Below are 13,869 nucleotides of genomic sequence, written 5' to 3'. Positions count from 1 at the left end.
GATGAACTTCGCACATGATTCCATCCTGGTGATGCTCGAGACGGCCGCGACGGGCGGGCTCGAGAAGAGCTCCGCCGGCTTGCTCGCCGCGGCGGCCGCCGTCGGCACCCCGGTCGCGCTGATCGTCGCGCCGGCGGACGCGCAGGCGGCGCTCGCGGCGGATGCCGGTGCCCTCGGCGCCGCCGCCGTGCTGACCGCGCCGCTCGATGACCCGTCGGCGCTCACCGTGCCGTTCGTCGACGCCCTCGAAGCCGCCCACCGGCTCGTGGCCCCCGATGCCGTGCTGCTGTCGAACTCGGTCGACGGGCGCGATGCCGCCGGCGGGTTCGCGGCGCGCGTCGGACTCGGGGTCGCGGTCGACGCGATCGGCGTCTCGCGGGATGCCGAAGGCGTCGTCGCCCACCACTCCGTCTACGGCGGGGCGTACAACGTCGACTCGGCCGTCACCTTCGGCGCTCCCGTGATCACGGTGCGTCAGGGCTCCATCGACGCCCGCGCGGAGGCCCGCACTCCTGAGGTCGAGGTTCTCGCGGTGGCGGCATCCGACCGTCCTGTCGCCTCCGTCGACGGATTCGAGGCCGCCCCGGCGACCTCGGCGCGTCCCGAGCTGCGCGGAGCCGCGAAGGTCGTCTCCGGCGGCCGCGGCCTCGGGTCCGAGCAGCAGTTCGTGCTCGTCGACCAGCTCGCCGACGTGCTCGGCGCCGCCGTGGGCGCCTCGCGTGCCGCGGTGGACGCCGGCTACATCCCGCAGTCGGCCCAGGTCGGGCAGACCGGTGTGTCGGTGTCGCCGCAGCTGTACATCGCCCTCGGCATCTCGGGTGCGATCCAGCACAAGGCCGGGATGCAGACCGCGAAGACCATCGTCGCGATCAACAAGGATGCCGACGCCCCCATCTTCGACATCGCCGACTTCGGCGTGGTCGGCGACCTGTTCACCGTGGTGCCGCAGCTGATCACCGCACTCGAGGCGCGGAAGGCGTAACCCGATGGCGACGTACGGGAGCACTGTCCGGCGCGGGCTGCCGCGCACCCGTGGTGGGCTGCCCTGGCCCGCCGGAGGCGACGCGCCGGTCGCGGTGGCGTCTGCAGTCGAGGAGCCCGTGGCTGTGGCTCCGGTCGCGGCGCCCGTCTCGGCACCTGCTGCGGCAGCTGTTGCGGCTGCGCCGGTTGCGCCGGTTGCCGCGGCTCCCGCCGGCCCTGTGCGCCGGGGGCTGCCGCGGGTGAAGGGCGGGGAGCCCTGGCCGCCGGCCGGGTTCGCCGCCGTCGCCGCGGCGGCGGCATCCGTCGCCGATGCTCCGGCATCCGTCATCGCCGTCGCAGACCCTCCCGCGGCCCCCGTCCACGACGTCTCCACGCCGCTGCCGTTCGAGCCGACGGCGTTCCCCGGGGCCGAGGCGATCCGCTGGAACGCGGAGCGACGCACCCGCACCGTCCCGGTCGAGGCGCCCGAACCGGCCCGGATCGGTCCGTTCACGAAGGGCCAGTGGGCCGGGGTCGTCGTCATCGGCGGTGCCGGGCTGCTGTTCGCGGCGGGGATGGTCGTGCTGTTCGTGCGCTGGCTGCTCAGTCTGCCGCTCATGCAGGACTTCACCACGACGTATCCGGGGGAGTACCACCTTCCCGAAGGGGCCCCCGTGGGGTTCCCGGCCTGGCTCGGCTGGCAGCACTTCTTCAACGTGTTCCTGATGGTGCTGATCATCCGCACCGGCCTCACGGTGCGCCGCGAGAAGCGACCGACCGTGTTCTGGTCACCCAGGTCGAACCCGGCGCGCAAGATCAGCCTGACGCTGTGGTTCCACCAGTCGCTGGACATCCTGTGGCTCGTCAACGGCGTCGTGTTCGTCGTACTGCTGTTCGCGACCGGGCAGTGGATGCGCATCGTCCCCACGTCGTGGGAGGTCTTCCCGAACGCGATCACCGCGGCGCTGAAGTACCTGTCGCTGGACTGGCCCACCGAAGACGGCTGGGTGAACTACAACAGCCTGCAGCAGCTCGCGTACTTCACCACCGTGTTCGTGGCCGCACCGCTGGCTGCGCTCACCGGTGTGCGCATGTCGGGCATCTGGCCGAAGAACGCGAAGCGACTCTCGCAGGCGTACCCGGTGGAGGTGGCCCGGGCGGTGCACTTCCCGGTGATGCTCTACTTCGTGCTGTTCATCATCGTGCACGTCGCCCTCGTGTTCGCGACCGGGGCGCTGCGCAACCTCAACCACATGTACGGGGGCTCGGACCAGGTCAACTGGACCGGCTTCTGGATCTTCGTCGCCTCGCTCGTCGTGATCGCCGCCGTTTGGATCGCCGCCCGTCCCCTCGTGCTGGCGCCGATCGCGCGCCTGTTCGGCAAGGTCAGCGGTCGCTGACAAAGCCCTCGCCCGGATGCCCCGAGACCACTCGGGGCATCCGGGCGATCGCATGTCCGGGGGCGGACCGCCCGCCGGCGAGGGGCAGCAGAAAGGCCGCGTGCCGCGACCCGGATGGGATCGCGGCACGCGGCCTTCGCGTGCGGATCAGCCGACGATGTACGACTTCACGTTGGCGTAGGCATCCATCCCGCTCTCGCCGAGCTCACGGCCTACGCCGGACGCCTTCGTGCCGCCGAACGGAACCTCGATGGGGGCTCCGAAGTAGCGGTTGATGCCGACGCCGCCGGTCTCGAGAGCCTCCGCGACGCGGGTCGCCTCCTCGATGTCCTCGCCGAACACCGTGCCGGTCAGCCCGTACTTGGTGTCGTTCGCGAGGGCGATGGCGGCATCCGCATCCGGCACACGGTAGATCATGCCGAGCGGGCCGAACGCCTCCTCCGAGTAGATCGTCATCTCGGGGGTGATGTCGGTCAGCACCGCAGGCGTGAAGAACGCGCCGGGACCGTCCACACGACCGCCGGGCACCACGACCGTCGCGCCCTTGTCGACGGCATCCTGATACAGCCCCTGCAGCTCGTCCGCCGCGGCGATGCTCGAGAGCGGACCCACGGTCGTCTCGGGGTCGAACGGGTCGCCGACCTTCGCGCCGGCGAAGACCGCCGCGTACGTCGCGATGAACTCGTCGGCGACCTTGTCGGTGACGATGACGCGCTTGGGCGACACGCAGATCTGGCCGGCGTTGCCGAGGCGGATCTGGGCGGCGAGTCCGGCGGCGCGCTGCACGTCGGCCGAGTCCAGCACGATGAACGGGTCGGAGCCACCGAGCTCCAGCACCACCGGCTTGATGTGCTCGCCGGCCTGGCGGCCGATGATCGAGCCGACGCGATCCGACCCGGTGAAGGTCACCGAGCGCACGCGACGGTCCGCGATGAACCGCGAGATCTGATCGCTCGTGATGAGCGCCGTCTGATAGACGCCCTCCGGGAACCCGGCTTCGCGGAACCACTCATCGAACAGCAGCGACGAGTTCACCGTGAGACCCGCGGGCTTCAGCAGGATGGTGTTGCCGAGCATCAGTGTCGGCGCGGCGGCGCGCATCGCCTGGTACGCCGGCACGTTCCACGGCTCGACGGCCAGCGTGACGCCGGTCGCCTCGAGCTTCGTGTAGGCCCGGCTCGCACCGGCCATCTGCGCCTCGCGCGGGGCGAGCAGACGCGGACCGTTGTCGGCGAAGTAGGAGAACATCCGCTGGGGGAGCGCCACCTCGCCGACCGCCTGCTTCAGGGGCTTGCCCATCTCCTCGGCGTTGCGGTGCCCGTACTCCTGCGCGTGCGACCCGATGACGTCCACCATGCGGCGGAACAGGGCCACGCGCTCGTCGACGGATGTCCGCCGCCACGTCTCGAAGGCGGTCGCGGCGCGGTCGAGGGCGGCATCCGCCTGCTCGTCCGTCCAGGCATCCCGTCGGTGGACGACCTCGTCGGTCGACGGATTGACCGTCCAGTAGCTGCTGCGCGGCGGTGCATCGATCGTCGTGCTCATGTGTGATTCCTCTCTTGTTTCCGAAGGTGCCGGGCGGGTCAGCGCAGGGTCATGACTCCGCGGTCGACGACGATGTCGCCGGTCTGCTTCGCGGTCTGGAACAGGGCTCCGTCCTCGGTCCGCCAGATCGAGACCGTCAGCGTGTCGCCGGGGTCGACGGTCTTCGAGAAGCGGGCGGAGAAGCCGCCGAAGTGGTCGGGGTCCGAATCCGCGACCGCGTGCAGCAGAGCTCGCGCGGTGAACCCGTACGTGCACATGCCGTGCAGGATCGGCCGCTCGAACCCGGCCTGGCGGGCGAACTCGGGGTTGGAATGCAGCGGGTTGCGGTCGCCGGTGAGCCGGTACAGCAGCGCCTGGTCGAGGCGCGTCGGGTACACGATCTGCGCGTCGGGCTCGCGGTCGGGGCGCGCCCACGGGGCATCCTCGCCGCGCTCGCCGCCCCAGCCGCCCTCGCCGCGGATGAACAGGCTGCTGGAGGTCTTCGCGATCAGCTCGCCGGTGTCGGCATCCATGATCTCGTTGCTCGTGTTCACGACCGCCGCCGACCCCTTGTCGTAGACGCTGTCCATCGTGCTGAACGCGGCCACACGGGCCTCCGGCTGGGGCGTCTTGAAAAGCTCGAAGCTCTGCGCGCCGTGCAGCAGCCGGCGCATGTCCCACGACAGGTTGCCGGCCCGGCCGGTGCGGGGCGCCGCGACGCACACGAACGACGGCAGCACCTTCTGCGGCAGCGGGCCGTTCTCGGTGGTGAATTCGAGCTCGTCGAACGGGGCATCCTGACCCGCCCCGACAGACAGCGCATACAGCAGCGCGTCCTTCGAGGTCCAGGACCCCACGGCGATCTCGGTGCGCGAACCGACCGATGCCTCGACATCTTCCTTGGTGAATGGCATCCGATTGTCTCCTTCTCTCAGGCCGTCATCACGGCCGCTGGTTGCCGAGCACGAGGCTGCCGCCGGCGCCGAACATCATCCCGACGCCCTGCACGAAGCTGGTGCGCACATCCGGCACCTGCACGACGGCCTCGCCGCGCAGCTGGCGCACCGCCTCCTGGATGGCGAACATGCCGTACATGCCGCTGTGGGTGTACGAGAGGCCGCCGCCCTGCGTGTTGATGGGGAGCTTGCCGCCGGGGCGCGTGTGCCCCTCCTTGTAGAAGGCCGCGGACTCTCCCTTGCCGACGAAGCCGGTGTCCTCGAGCATGTAGAGCGGCAGGTGGGCGAACGCGTCGTAGAACATCACGTGGTCGATGTCGTCATGCGTGACGCCGGCCGTCTCGAACGCCTCCTTCGCGCCACGGCGGAACGGCCCGAAGCTCTCCAGGTCGTCCATCTGTGACACGATCACGCTCTCGGTGCCCTCGCCCGAGCCGAGGATGTATACGGCCCGGTCGCCGCCGGGCAGGTCGCGGGCGCGCTCCGCGCTCATCAGCACGAGCGCGCCGCCGGCGTCCGTGACGACGCAGCACATGTCGCGCGTGAACGGGTACGCGATCGGCCGGGCGCTGAGCACGCCCTCGACGTCGATCGGGTCGCGCCGCTGCGCCCGCTCGTTCGGCATCGCCCACAGGCGCTGCGAGACGACGACCTCGGCGAGATCCTCCCGGGTGAACCCGCGCGACTTCATGAACGCGAGCACCGGGGTCGTGAAGGATGCGTACGGCGCCAGCGCCCCGTACGGGGCCTCGAACTGGCCGCCCATCGACGTCGCCGGACGCACGTTGTTGGCCCGGCCCACTCCGGAGCGACCCGATTCGCCGTGCGTGACGAGCACCACGTTCGCCGCGCCCGACGCGATCGCGGCGCACGCATGCCGCACGAGCGCCATGAAGCTGCAGCCGCCGATCATCGTGCCGTCGGCCCAGCGGGGACGGATGCCGAGCATGTCGGCCAGCTCGATGGCGGACGGACCCGCGGTGGCGACGCCGTCGATCTCGGACATCTCGATGCCCGCATCGGCGATGGCGCGGCGGGCCGCGTTCGTGTGCAGGTGGATCATCGAGACGTCGGGAACGACGCCGATCCGCTCGGTCTCGGCGGCGCCGACGATCGCGATGCTTCCCTGGTGCATGCCGGTCGTCGCCATGTCAGCTCCTCGTCTCGGGGGTGAACACCGGCAGGAACTGATCCCCGCGCGGCTCGAAGCGGACGGCCAGGCGCATGCCCAGCTCGAGGTTCTCGGGCAGCGGCTCGACGTCGACGATGTTCGACATCATCCGGACGCCCTCGTCGAGCTCGACCAGCGCGATCACCTGCGGGTCCTTCGACTCGAAGATCGGGAACGGCCGGTAGTTGATGTTGTACGAGGCGAGAGTGCCCTTGCCCGACACCACGCGCCATTCGACGTCGTCGGACTGGCAGCCCGGGCAGTACGGACGCGGATAGAAGTAGTACTCCTCGCAGGAGTTGCAGCGCTGGATGCGCAGCTCGCCGATCGCGGTGCCCTCCCAGAACGTCTGCGTCTCCGGCGTGGGAATGGGAACGGGTCCTGCGGACACGTGCGCCCCTTTCGTCGTTGTCTTCCCGCCGGGAGCCGCGCTCCCGGCGGATGGGTGATCCGCGCGCCGTCAGTGCGAAGCGGCGCGGGCGGCGGCCTCTTCGCGGTGGCGCCGGCTGCGTTCCACGTAGTACTCGGCGATCTCGGCGGAGACCTGCTCGCGCAGCGGATCCGGGATGCCCCCGTCGATCTCCGCGAGGTACTCGAGCGTGGACACCACGGTGGACTCGCCGAACTTGGCCCGGGTCCCGGTGACGTCGGGGTAGACCCGCGCGGAGAGGGATGCCAGTGACGCGTCGCCGTCGGCGAGATACCCGCGCACCTGGTCGATGCGGCGCGTGCGCACGCCGATCACGCGCGTCGCCGAGGCGGCCACGTCGGTGAATGCGGGACCGTGTCCGGGCAGGCCGATGGCGTCGCGGTCCGCAGTGAGCGCCCGCAGCATCTCGACCGAGCGCAGCAGCTCGCCGAGACGCCCCATGACGCCGGCGGAGCGGGCCCCGAGGAGCGTGTCGCCGGTCAGCAGGGCGCCGGTGGACGGCATCCAGAAGCACAGCGAATCGTCGCTGTGGCCGGGGGTGTGCAGCACGTGCACGTCGAGGCCGTCGACGTCGAGCACCGCGCCGTCGGCGGGGAGCTCGTCCGCGAACCGCGGCGAGAGGCACAGCACGGGCACACCCAGCACGCCGGCGACCTCGCGGGCGCCGTCGCTGTGGTCGGGGTGGTCGTGGGTGAGCAGCACCGCCATCGGCGTGCGGTCGCCGGCAAGGCTCATCCGCATCAGCGTCTGCAGGTGGTCGTCGTCGGGCACGCCGGGATCGACGATGAGGGATGACCCGCCGTGCCCGATGACGTACGAGTTGGTGCCCTCGTACGTCCACGAGCTCGGGTTGGGCGCCAGGAGATGCTCGACGTGCGGCGCGGGCGCGCCCGCCGTGCTGTCGGCCGGCGGCCATGGCTGAGTCACCTTGATTGTCATCTTCGACCTTTCGGCGTCGGATGCGCGGGGCCGGTCGTGGCGTCCGCGATGCGCGGGCGCTCTCCGTGAGCGGCGCATCGAACATCCGAAGCGTGATTCTAGAAACGGATTCTAACCACGGGGATGAGGGTGCGCAAGGGTTTCCGCAGGCTCGGATTCCACTCATCGACTGGGGGTTGACGGCCGGATTCCGCCGTGCCAGACTCTCGAGTCAAGTTCTAGAATACGGTTCGGCTCCATCGGAGGAGCCGGCCGCGAACGCGGAAGGAAGGGGCAGCGTGGCTCACCTGGAGAACAAGGTCGCCGTCGTCACCGGTGCGGGACGAGGCATCGGAGGCCGCACGGCCGTGCGGCTGGCAGCGGACGGGGCGGCCGTGGCCGTCATCGACATCGCCGAGGACGCCACGAAGGATGTCGTGGCCGAGATCGAGGAGGCCGGCGGTCGCGCGATCGGCGTCGGCTGCGACGTCAGCGACGAGCAGTCCGTGCTCGCCGCCGCCGAGCGCGTGCAGTCCGAACTCGGATCGATCGGCGTCCTCGTGAACAACGCCGGCGTCCTGCGCGACAACCTGCTGTTCAAGATGAGCTCGAGCGACTGGGACACCGTCATGGGCGTGCACCTGCGCGGCGCCTTCCTGTGGTCGCGCGCCGCCCAGGCGCAGATGGTGCCCGAGAAGTGGGGCAAGATCGTCAACCTCTCGAGCACTTCGGCGCTCGGCAATCGCGGGCAGGCGAACTACTCCGCGGCCAAGGCCGGCATGCAGGGGTTCACCAAGTCCCTCGCCATCGAGCTCGGCCCGTTCGGCATCAACGTCAACGCGGTCGCCCCCGGGTTCATCGCGACCGACATGACCCGGGCGACCGCCGAGCGCACCGGCAACGACTTCGAGCAGATGCAGAAGGCCGCGGCCGAGCGCATCCCGGTCCGCCGTGTCGGGCGCCCCGAGGACATCGCGAACGTGGTGTCGTTCCTCGTCAGCGAGGACGCCTCGTACGTCTCGGGGCAGACCATCTACGTGGCCGGCGGCCCCAAGGGCTGATCCGCCCCGGATCCCGTCGGCGTTTCGAGAGAAGACGCTTGACGCCGATGGGGTCCCCTTCTAGCATTTAGAACAGACTTCTAGAATAAAGTTCTAGGAACCGGGATTCAACGACGAATCGTCCGCCGAAGTGGAAGCGATCCGTCGGGAGACCGGTCAGACGCGGCACAGCCGCAGAAGACATCGGAGGCATCACAAATGATCGATTTCTCTCTTTCCGACGAAGAGCAGATGATGCGCGACACCGTCCGCGCCTTCATGGAGAAGGAAGTCATCCCGCTCGAGCCGCAGGTGCTGCGCAACGAGCGCGAGCACCGCCCCGGCCTCTCGCCCGAGCAGGCCCAGGATCTCCAGCAGAAGGCCAAGGCCGCCGGATTCTGGGGCATTGGAACCCCCGAGGAGTACGGCGGGGTCGACCTCGGCCCCGTGATGCGCTCCATCATCGCCATGGAGACCGGCCGCTCGTTCGTTCCGTTCAAGCTCGGCGGCACCGCCGACAACATCCTGTACGGCGCCAACGAGGAGCAGAAGCAGAAGTACCTGATCCCGACGATCAACGGCGAACGTCACAGCTGCTTCGCGATCACCGAGCCGGGCGCCGGCTCCGACGCGCGCAACATCAAGACCCGTGCGGTGCGCGACGGCGACGACTGGATCATCAACGGCGAGAAGATCTTCATCACCGGCGGCAACGAGGCCGACTTCGTGATGGTGTTCGCCGTGACCGACCCCGAGAAGGGCTCCGAGGGCGGCATCACGTGCTTCCTCGTCGACCGCGACATGGGCTGGACGTCCTCGCCGATCGCCACCATGGGCGAATGGGGACCGGCATCCCTGCTGTTCGACAACGTCCGCGTCCCCAACGAGAACGTGCTCGGCGAAGTCGGCTGGGGCTTCAAGCTCGCCATGCAGTGGATCGGCAACGGCCGCTACCTCATCCCCTCGGGCGCGATCGGCGGCGCCGAGCGCCTGCTCGACATGGCCATCGAGCACTCCAAGAACCGCGTCTCGATGGGCCACGCGATCGCCGACTACCAGGCGATCCAGTGGCAGATCGCCGACTCGTACGTCGAGATCGAGCAGGCCAAGTGGCTGACCCTGTTCGCCGCGTGGCAGCTCGAGAACGGGCAGGACAACCGCAACTCGGCCTCGGTCGCCAAGCTCGCCGGCACCACCATGGCCAACCGGGTCGTGGACCGCGTGCTGCAGATCCACGGCGGCATGGGCTACACGAAGGAGCTCCCCATCGAGCGCTGGTACCGCTCGTTCCGCCTGCTGCGCATCTTCGAGGGCACCGACGAGATCCAGCGCCGCACCATCGCCCGCAACCTCATCAAGGGCCACACGAAGGTCGGCGTGATCGGCGGCTGACACGCCTCGCCGACCCGACACGCACAGAACCAAGGAGTCACCCATGACGGCAACGACGACGTTCCCGCCCACCCTCACCGTCGAGAGCGTGAGACAGCTCTTCAACCCGGCATCCATCGTGCTCGTGGGCGCGACGGACAAGTCCAGCTGGTCCCGCGCGTTCTACGCGAACCTCGTGCAGAGCGGGTTCGCGGGCGCCGTCCACCTCGTCAACCCGCGCGGTGGAATCGTGCACGACCAGCAGTCGTACCGCTCCGTCGCCGACCTGCCCGAACCGGCCGACCTCGCGATCGTGATGGTGCCCACCGGTGCGGTGCTCGACGTCATGGGCGAGATCGCGGATGCCGGCATCCGCTCGGCCGTGGTGCTCACGGCCGGGTTCGGCGAGGTCGGCGAGGAGGGTGCGCGGCTCGAGGAGCAGCTGCGCGCCCTCGCCCGCGAGCGCGGCATCACCGTGCTCGGCCCGAACGGCAACGGCTTCGTCAACGTCGCCGCCGGAATCACCCCGTACGGTCTGCCGCTGTCGGATCAGATCCCCCAGGGGTCGATCGGCATCGTGCTGCAGAGCGGGGCGCTCGCGAGCTCGGTGCTGCGCCAGGCGCGGGTGCGCAACGCGGGCCTCAGCCTGCTCGTCGCCATGGGCAACGAGTCGATGCTGTCGATGACCGACGTGATCGACTACCTCGTCGACGACGAGGACACCAAGGTCGTGCTGCTGTTCGTCGAGTCGATCCGCGACCCGGAGCGCTTCCGCGAGGTCGCGCGACGGGCACTCGCGGCCGGCAAGCCGATAGTGGCGCTCAAGGTCGGACGCAGCGAAGGCAGCGCCCAGGTCGCGAAGGCGCACACCGGCTCGCTCGTGGGCGACGACGGCGTCATCGACGCGGTCTTCCGTCAGAGCGCCGTCATCCGCGTCGACTCCCTCGAGGACCTCATCGTCACCGGCGAGCTGCTCGCCCGCACCGGCCCGCTCCGCGGTCGCCGCTTCGCGTTCGTCACCCCGTCGGGCGGCGCCTGCGAGGTCATCGCGGACCGCGCCGAGGACGAGGGCATCGACATCCCGGCGTTCGCGCCCGAGACCGAGGCCCGCCTGCGCGCGGTGATGCCCGACTTCGCGAGCGTGCACAACCCGCTCGATGTCACCGGGTACATCCTCGTCGACGGCCAGCTGCTCATGAACGCGCTCGTCGCCGTCGAAGACGACCCGAGCATCGACCAGATCGTCGTCATGACCGAGCCTCCGGCCGAGCCGAACGGCGTCGACCGCAGCATCCACCTGGAGCGCTTCCGCACGCAGGCGGAGCTGTTCGCCCGCATCTCCAAGCCCGTGATCCCGCTCGCGACGGCGATGACAGACATCACCGACTACAGCCGCGGCATCATGGAGGACACCGGATTCCCGGGTTCGATCGGCGGCATCCACCACGGCCTCACGGCGCTCGGACGCGCCGCGGACTGGTCGGAGGCGTACTGGGCCGCACAGGACGAGCAGGTCTTCGATGAGCCGCAGACCCTCGAGCCGATCGAGCTCGCGGTCGCTCCGGGCGAGGTGTTCGGCGAGCGCCGCTCGGCGGCTCTGCTGGCCGAGCACGGCATCCCGGTGGTGCCGAGCGTCGAGACGACCACCGCGGACGAGGCGGCGGCCGCGGCCGACCGGGTCGGCTACCCGGTGGTGGTGAAGCTCGCGTCGGATGCCATCGAGCACAAGAGCGACATCGGCGGTGTGAGGCTCGGGCTTCAGGATGCCGACGCCGTGCGAGACGCGTTCGAGGCCGTCGTCGCGGCCGGCCGCGCCGCGGGCGCCACCGACGTGACCGCCCTCGTACAGCCGATGCGCCCGCCCGGCACCGAGCTCATCGTCGGCGTCGTGCGCGACCCGCAGTGGGGTCCGGTGCTCGCGGTCGGCCTCGGCGGGATCTGGGTCGAGGTGCTCAAGGACAGCACCCTCCATGTGCTCCCCGTCTCGCACGACCGCATCAAGCAGGGCCTGCTGTCGCTGCGTGCGGCGAAGATCTTCGCCGGCGCGCGCGGCACCGAGCCCGCCGACCTGGATGCCGTCGCCGACGTCGTCACCCGCATCGCGCAGCTCGCCGAGCGTCTCGGCGACCGGCTCGAATCGCTCGAGGTCAACCCGCTGTCGGTGCGCGGCTCGCACGTCGAAGCACTCGACGCGCTCATCACCTGGACATGACCGTGTCCGGCATCCCGCATTCCGCGGGCCGGGGCGCAGCCGCCCTGCACGGCCCGATCCACACCCGAGGCGGATCTCGCATGGAGACCGCCGCAGACGAAACAGAAGGAGGGGAGCAGAAATGGTCGATGTGACTTTCGGCTTCCATGACGGCACGGAGCGCACGGTCGAGGCCGAGGTGGGCTGGAAGCTCATGGAGGTCGCCGTCAACGAGTCCATCCCGGGAATCTACGGCGACTGCGGCGGCGAGGCCCAGTGCGCGACCTGCCACGTGCACGTGCGTCCCGACTGGCGTGCGGCGACCGGCGAGCGCACCCCCGCCGAGGAGGCGATGCTCAAGGCCGCCTACGACGTGAAGGACTGCAGCCGACTGGCGTGCCAGATCATCGTGTCCGAAGAACTCAACGGCCTCTCGGTCGAGGTCGTCGACAACTAGGCGCCACAGGCGGGTGCGGCATGGTCGCCGCACCCGCCGGCACCGAACAACCGCAGGAGAACGGATCAGACCATGACCATTTCAACTCCCGTCCCGAGCCGGGGCCTCACGGAAGAGCAGGCGGCGGCCCGGCAGAAGATCTACGACATGCCACTGGACGAGCTCAACCCGGGTGACCCGGGCTCGTTCGAGACGCAGGAGATGTGGTGGAAGTTCGAGCGCCTGCGCGAGCAGGACCCCGTCCACTTCACCTCCGAGGAGTACAGCGACCACGGAAACTACTGGTCGCTCACCAAGTGGGAGGACATCGTCGCGGCCGACACCGACCACGACACCTTCTCGGCGAACGCCGGCATCGCCCTGCCCGACCAGCGCGCGATGGCGCGGGCCGTGGCGCGTGCGAACTTCAACAGCCGGGCCGTGACGGCGGATGCCACAGCCGTCGAGGACGCCCCCCGGGGACCGGCGCCGGAGATCACGTCGCTGCTGAGCATGGACCCGCCCGACCACGACATCCACCGCGGCGCCGTCGCCGACGGGGTGTCGCCGTCGACGCTGCGCGAGCTCGAGCCGATCATCCGCGAACGCGCCGGGGCGATCCTCGACGGCCTGCCGATCGGGGAGCAGTTCGACTGGGTGGACCTCGTGTCCAAGGAGCTCACCGCGATGACGCTCGCGACCCTCTTCGACTACCCGCAGGAGAAGCGCCGGCAGCTGACCTGGTGGTCGGATGTCGTGACGATGATCCCCGGTCCCGACCAGCCGGTGAAGTCCTTCGAGGAGAAGGACGAGATCATGGCCGAGTTCCGCGACACGCTGGTGAGCCTGTTCCAGGACCGCGTCTCGAAGGAGCCCAAGGGCGACTTCATCTCGCTGCTGGCGCACAGCCCGCATGCGGGGGAGTTCACCCTCGGCGAGCTCATCGGCGACGGCATCGTGCTGCTCGTCGGCGGCAACGACACCACCCGCAACACGATCACCGGGTCGGTGTACGCGCTCAACAAGTGGCCCGAGCAGTTCGACAAGCTGCGCGAGAACCCGGCGCTCATCCCGTCGATGGTGTCCGAGACTGTGCGCTGGCAGACGCCGCTCACGCACATGATGCGCGTCGCGACGAAGGATGTCGAGCTCGGCGGCAAGACGATCCACGAGGGCGACCGCGTGGTGCTGTGGTTCGTGTCGGGCAACCGCGACGACGCCAAGGTCGAGAATCCGAACGAGTACATCATCGACCGCCGCAACCCCCGACAGCACCTGTCGTTCGGGTTCGGCATCCACCGCTGCCTCGGCAACCGCCTCGCGGAGCTGCAGCTGCGGATCATCTGGGAGGAGATGCTCAAGCGCTTCCCGGAGATCACGGTCGTCGGCGAGCCCGTCTTCAGCTACAGCAACTTCGTCAAGGGCTACGAGTCGATGCAGGTCATCATCCCGCGTCGCAACTGAGCGGCGAC

At 69.6% G+C, this 13,869-nt stretch carries 12 protein-coding genes; 7 read left to right on the top strand and 5 right to left on the bottom strand.

Annotated features, from left to right (window positions below; genetic code table 11):
- Position 1 precedes the first annotated feature (1 nt).
- Positions 2–982 carry an electron transfer flavoprotein subunit alpha/FixB family protein gene (locus ACPYN4_RS13640; RefSeq protein ID WP_239282186.1) on the top strand — a complete coding sequence of 327 codons (981 nt, stop codon included), beginning with the start codon at positions 2–4 and terminating at the stop codon, positions 980–982.
- A 4-nt stretch (positions 983–986) separates the two neighbouring features.
- Positions 987–2,360 (top strand): cytochrome b/b6 domain-containing protein, encoded by a 1,374-nt coding sequence (locus tag ACPYN4_RS13635; protein ID WP_242085773.1) that lies wholly within the window; start codon positions 987–989, stop codon positions 2,358–2,360.
- A gap of 147 nt (positions 2,361–2,507) precedes the next feature.
- Here the strand turns inward: ACPYN4_RS13635 and ACPYN4_RS13630 are convergent, their stop codons facing one another.
- The 5 genes from ACPYN4_RS13630 to ACPYN4_RS13610 form a co-directional block, all read right to left on the bottom strand.
- Entirely contained in the window at positions 2,508–3,905 is a 1,398-nt protein-coding gene (locus ACPYN4_RS13630) for an aldehyde dehydrogenase family protein (RefSeq protein ID WP_239282184.1), read from the bottom strand.
- 38 nt (positions 3,906–3,943) lie between these two features.
- Positions 3,944–4,798: a MaoC family dehydratase gene (locus ACPYN4_RS13625; RefSeq protein WP_239282183.1), complete on the bottom strand. Its 855-nt coding sequence runs from the start codon at positions 4,796–4,798 to the stop codon at positions 3,944–3,946.
- Positions 4,799–4,826: 28 nt separating this feature from the next.
- Entirely contained in the window at positions 4,827–5,990 is a 1,164-nt protein-coding gene (locus tag ACPYN4_RS13620; protein ID WP_239282182.1) for a thiolase C-terminal domain-containing protein, read from the bottom strand.
- Between the two features lies 1 nt (position 5,991).
- Positions 5,992–6,402 carry a Zn-ribbon domain-containing OB-fold protein gene (locus ACPYN4_RS13615; RefSeq protein WP_239282181.1) on the bottom strand — a complete coding sequence of 137 codons (411 nt, stop codon included), beginning with the start codon at positions 6,400–6,402 and terminating at the stop codon, positions 5,992–5,994.
- A gap of 69 nt (positions 6,403–6,471) precedes the next feature.
- On the bottom strand, positions 6,472–7,380 hold the full coding sequence (locus ACPYN4_RS13610; protein WP_239282180.1) for an MBL fold metallo-hydrolase: 909 nt from the start codon (positions 7,378–7,380) through the stop codon (positions 6,472–6,474).
- A 278-nt stretch (positions 7,381–7,658) separates the two neighbouring features.
- Here ACPYN4_RS13610 and fabG point away from each other — a divergent pair, with 278 nt between their 5' ends.
- The 5 genes from fabG to ACPYN4_RS13585 all read left to right on the top strand — a co-directional run bounded on the left by fabG (position 7,659) and on the right by ACPYN4_RS13585 (position 13,861).
- The gene (gene fabG, locus ACPYN4_RS13605; protein WP_396653483.1) at positions 7,659–8,420 is read left to right on the top strand and encodes a 3-oxoacyl-ACP reductase FabG; all 762 of its coding nucleotides are present in this window, start codon (positions 7,659–7,661) and stop codon (positions 8,418–8,420) included.
- A 198-nt stretch (positions 8,421–8,618) separates the two neighbouring features.
- A complete protein-coding gene (locus ACPYN4_RS13600; protein ID WP_239282179.1) occupies positions 8,619–9,791 on the top strand; it encodes an acyl-CoA dehydrogenase family protein in 1,173 nt (390 codons plus the stop codon).
- A gap of 43 nt (positions 9,792–9,834) precedes the next feature.
- Entirely contained in the window at positions 9,835–11,982 is a 2,148-nt protein-coding gene (locus ACPYN4_RS13595) for an acetate--CoA ligase family protein (RefSeq protein WP_239282178.1), read from the top strand.
- Positions 11,983–12,103: 121 nt separating this feature from the next.
- A complete protein-coding gene (locus tag ACPYN4_RS13590; RefSeq protein WP_239282177.1) occupies positions 12,104–12,418 on the top strand; it encodes a 2Fe-2S iron-sulfur cluster-binding protein in 315 nt (104 codons plus the stop codon).
- A 72-nt stretch (positions 12,419–12,490) separates the two neighbouring features.
- Positions 12,491–13,861, top strand: a complete 1,371-nt coding sequence (locus tag ACPYN4_RS13585; protein ID WP_239282176.1) for a cytochrome P450 — start codon at positions 12,491–12,493, stop codon at positions 13,859–13,861.
- The last annotated feature ends 8 nt before the right edge of the window (positions 13,862–13,869 follow it).

Source organism: Microbacterium sp. CH-015 (genome assembly GCF_049707015.1).
In the GTDB taxonomy this organism is placed as follows: Bacteria; Actinomycetota; Actinomycetes; order Actinomycetales; family Microbacteriaceae; genus Microbacterium; species Microbacterium aurum.
Note: the sequence above shows the minus strand (reverse complement) of the source record. Positions and strands in the feature narration are given on the sequence as shown.

Excerpts from the sequence above, each read along its gene's own strand:
- ACPYN4_RS13640 (WP_239282186.1), top strand. The coding sequence starts at position 2 with ATGAACTTCGCACATGATTCCATCCTGGTGATGCTCGAGACGGCCGCG.
- ACPYN4_RS13635 (WP_242085773.1), top strand. The coding sequence starts at position 987 with ATGGCGACGTACGGGAGCACTGTCCGGCGCGGGCTGCCGCGCACCCGT.
- ACPYN4_RS13630 (WP_239282184.1), bottom strand. The coding sequence starts at position 3,905 with ATGAGCACGACGATCGATGCACCGCCGCGCAGCAGCTACTGGACGGTC.
- ACPYN4_RS13625 (WP_239282183.1), bottom strand. The coding sequence starts at position 4,798 with ATGCCATTCACCAAGGAAGATGTCGAGGCATCGGTCGGTTCGCGCACC.
- ACPYN4_RS13620 (WP_239282182.1), bottom strand. The coding sequence starts at position 5,990 with ATGGCGACGACCGGCATGCACCAGGGAAGCATCGCGATCGTCGGCGCC.
- ACPYN4_RS13610 (WP_239282180.1), bottom strand. The coding sequence starts at position 7,380 with ATGACAATCAAGGTGACTCAGCCATGGCCGCCGGCCGACAGCACGGCG.
- ACPYN4_RS13600 (WP_239282179.1), top strand. The coding sequence starts at position 8,619 with ATGATCGATTTCTCTCTTTCCGACGAAGAGCAGATGATGCGCGACACC.
- ACPYN4_RS13595 (WP_239282178.1), top strand. The coding sequence starts at position 9,835 with ATGACGGCAACGACGACGTTCCCGCCCACCCTCACCGTCGAGAGCGTG.
- ACPYN4_RS13590 (WP_239282177.1), top strand. The coding sequence starts at position 12,104 with ATGGTCGATGTGACTTTCGGCTTCCATGACGGCACGGAGCGCACGGTC.
- ACPYN4_RS13585 (WP_239282176.1), top strand. The coding sequence starts at position 12,491 with ATGACCATTTCAACTCCCGTCCCGAGCCGGGGCCTCACGGAAGAGCAG.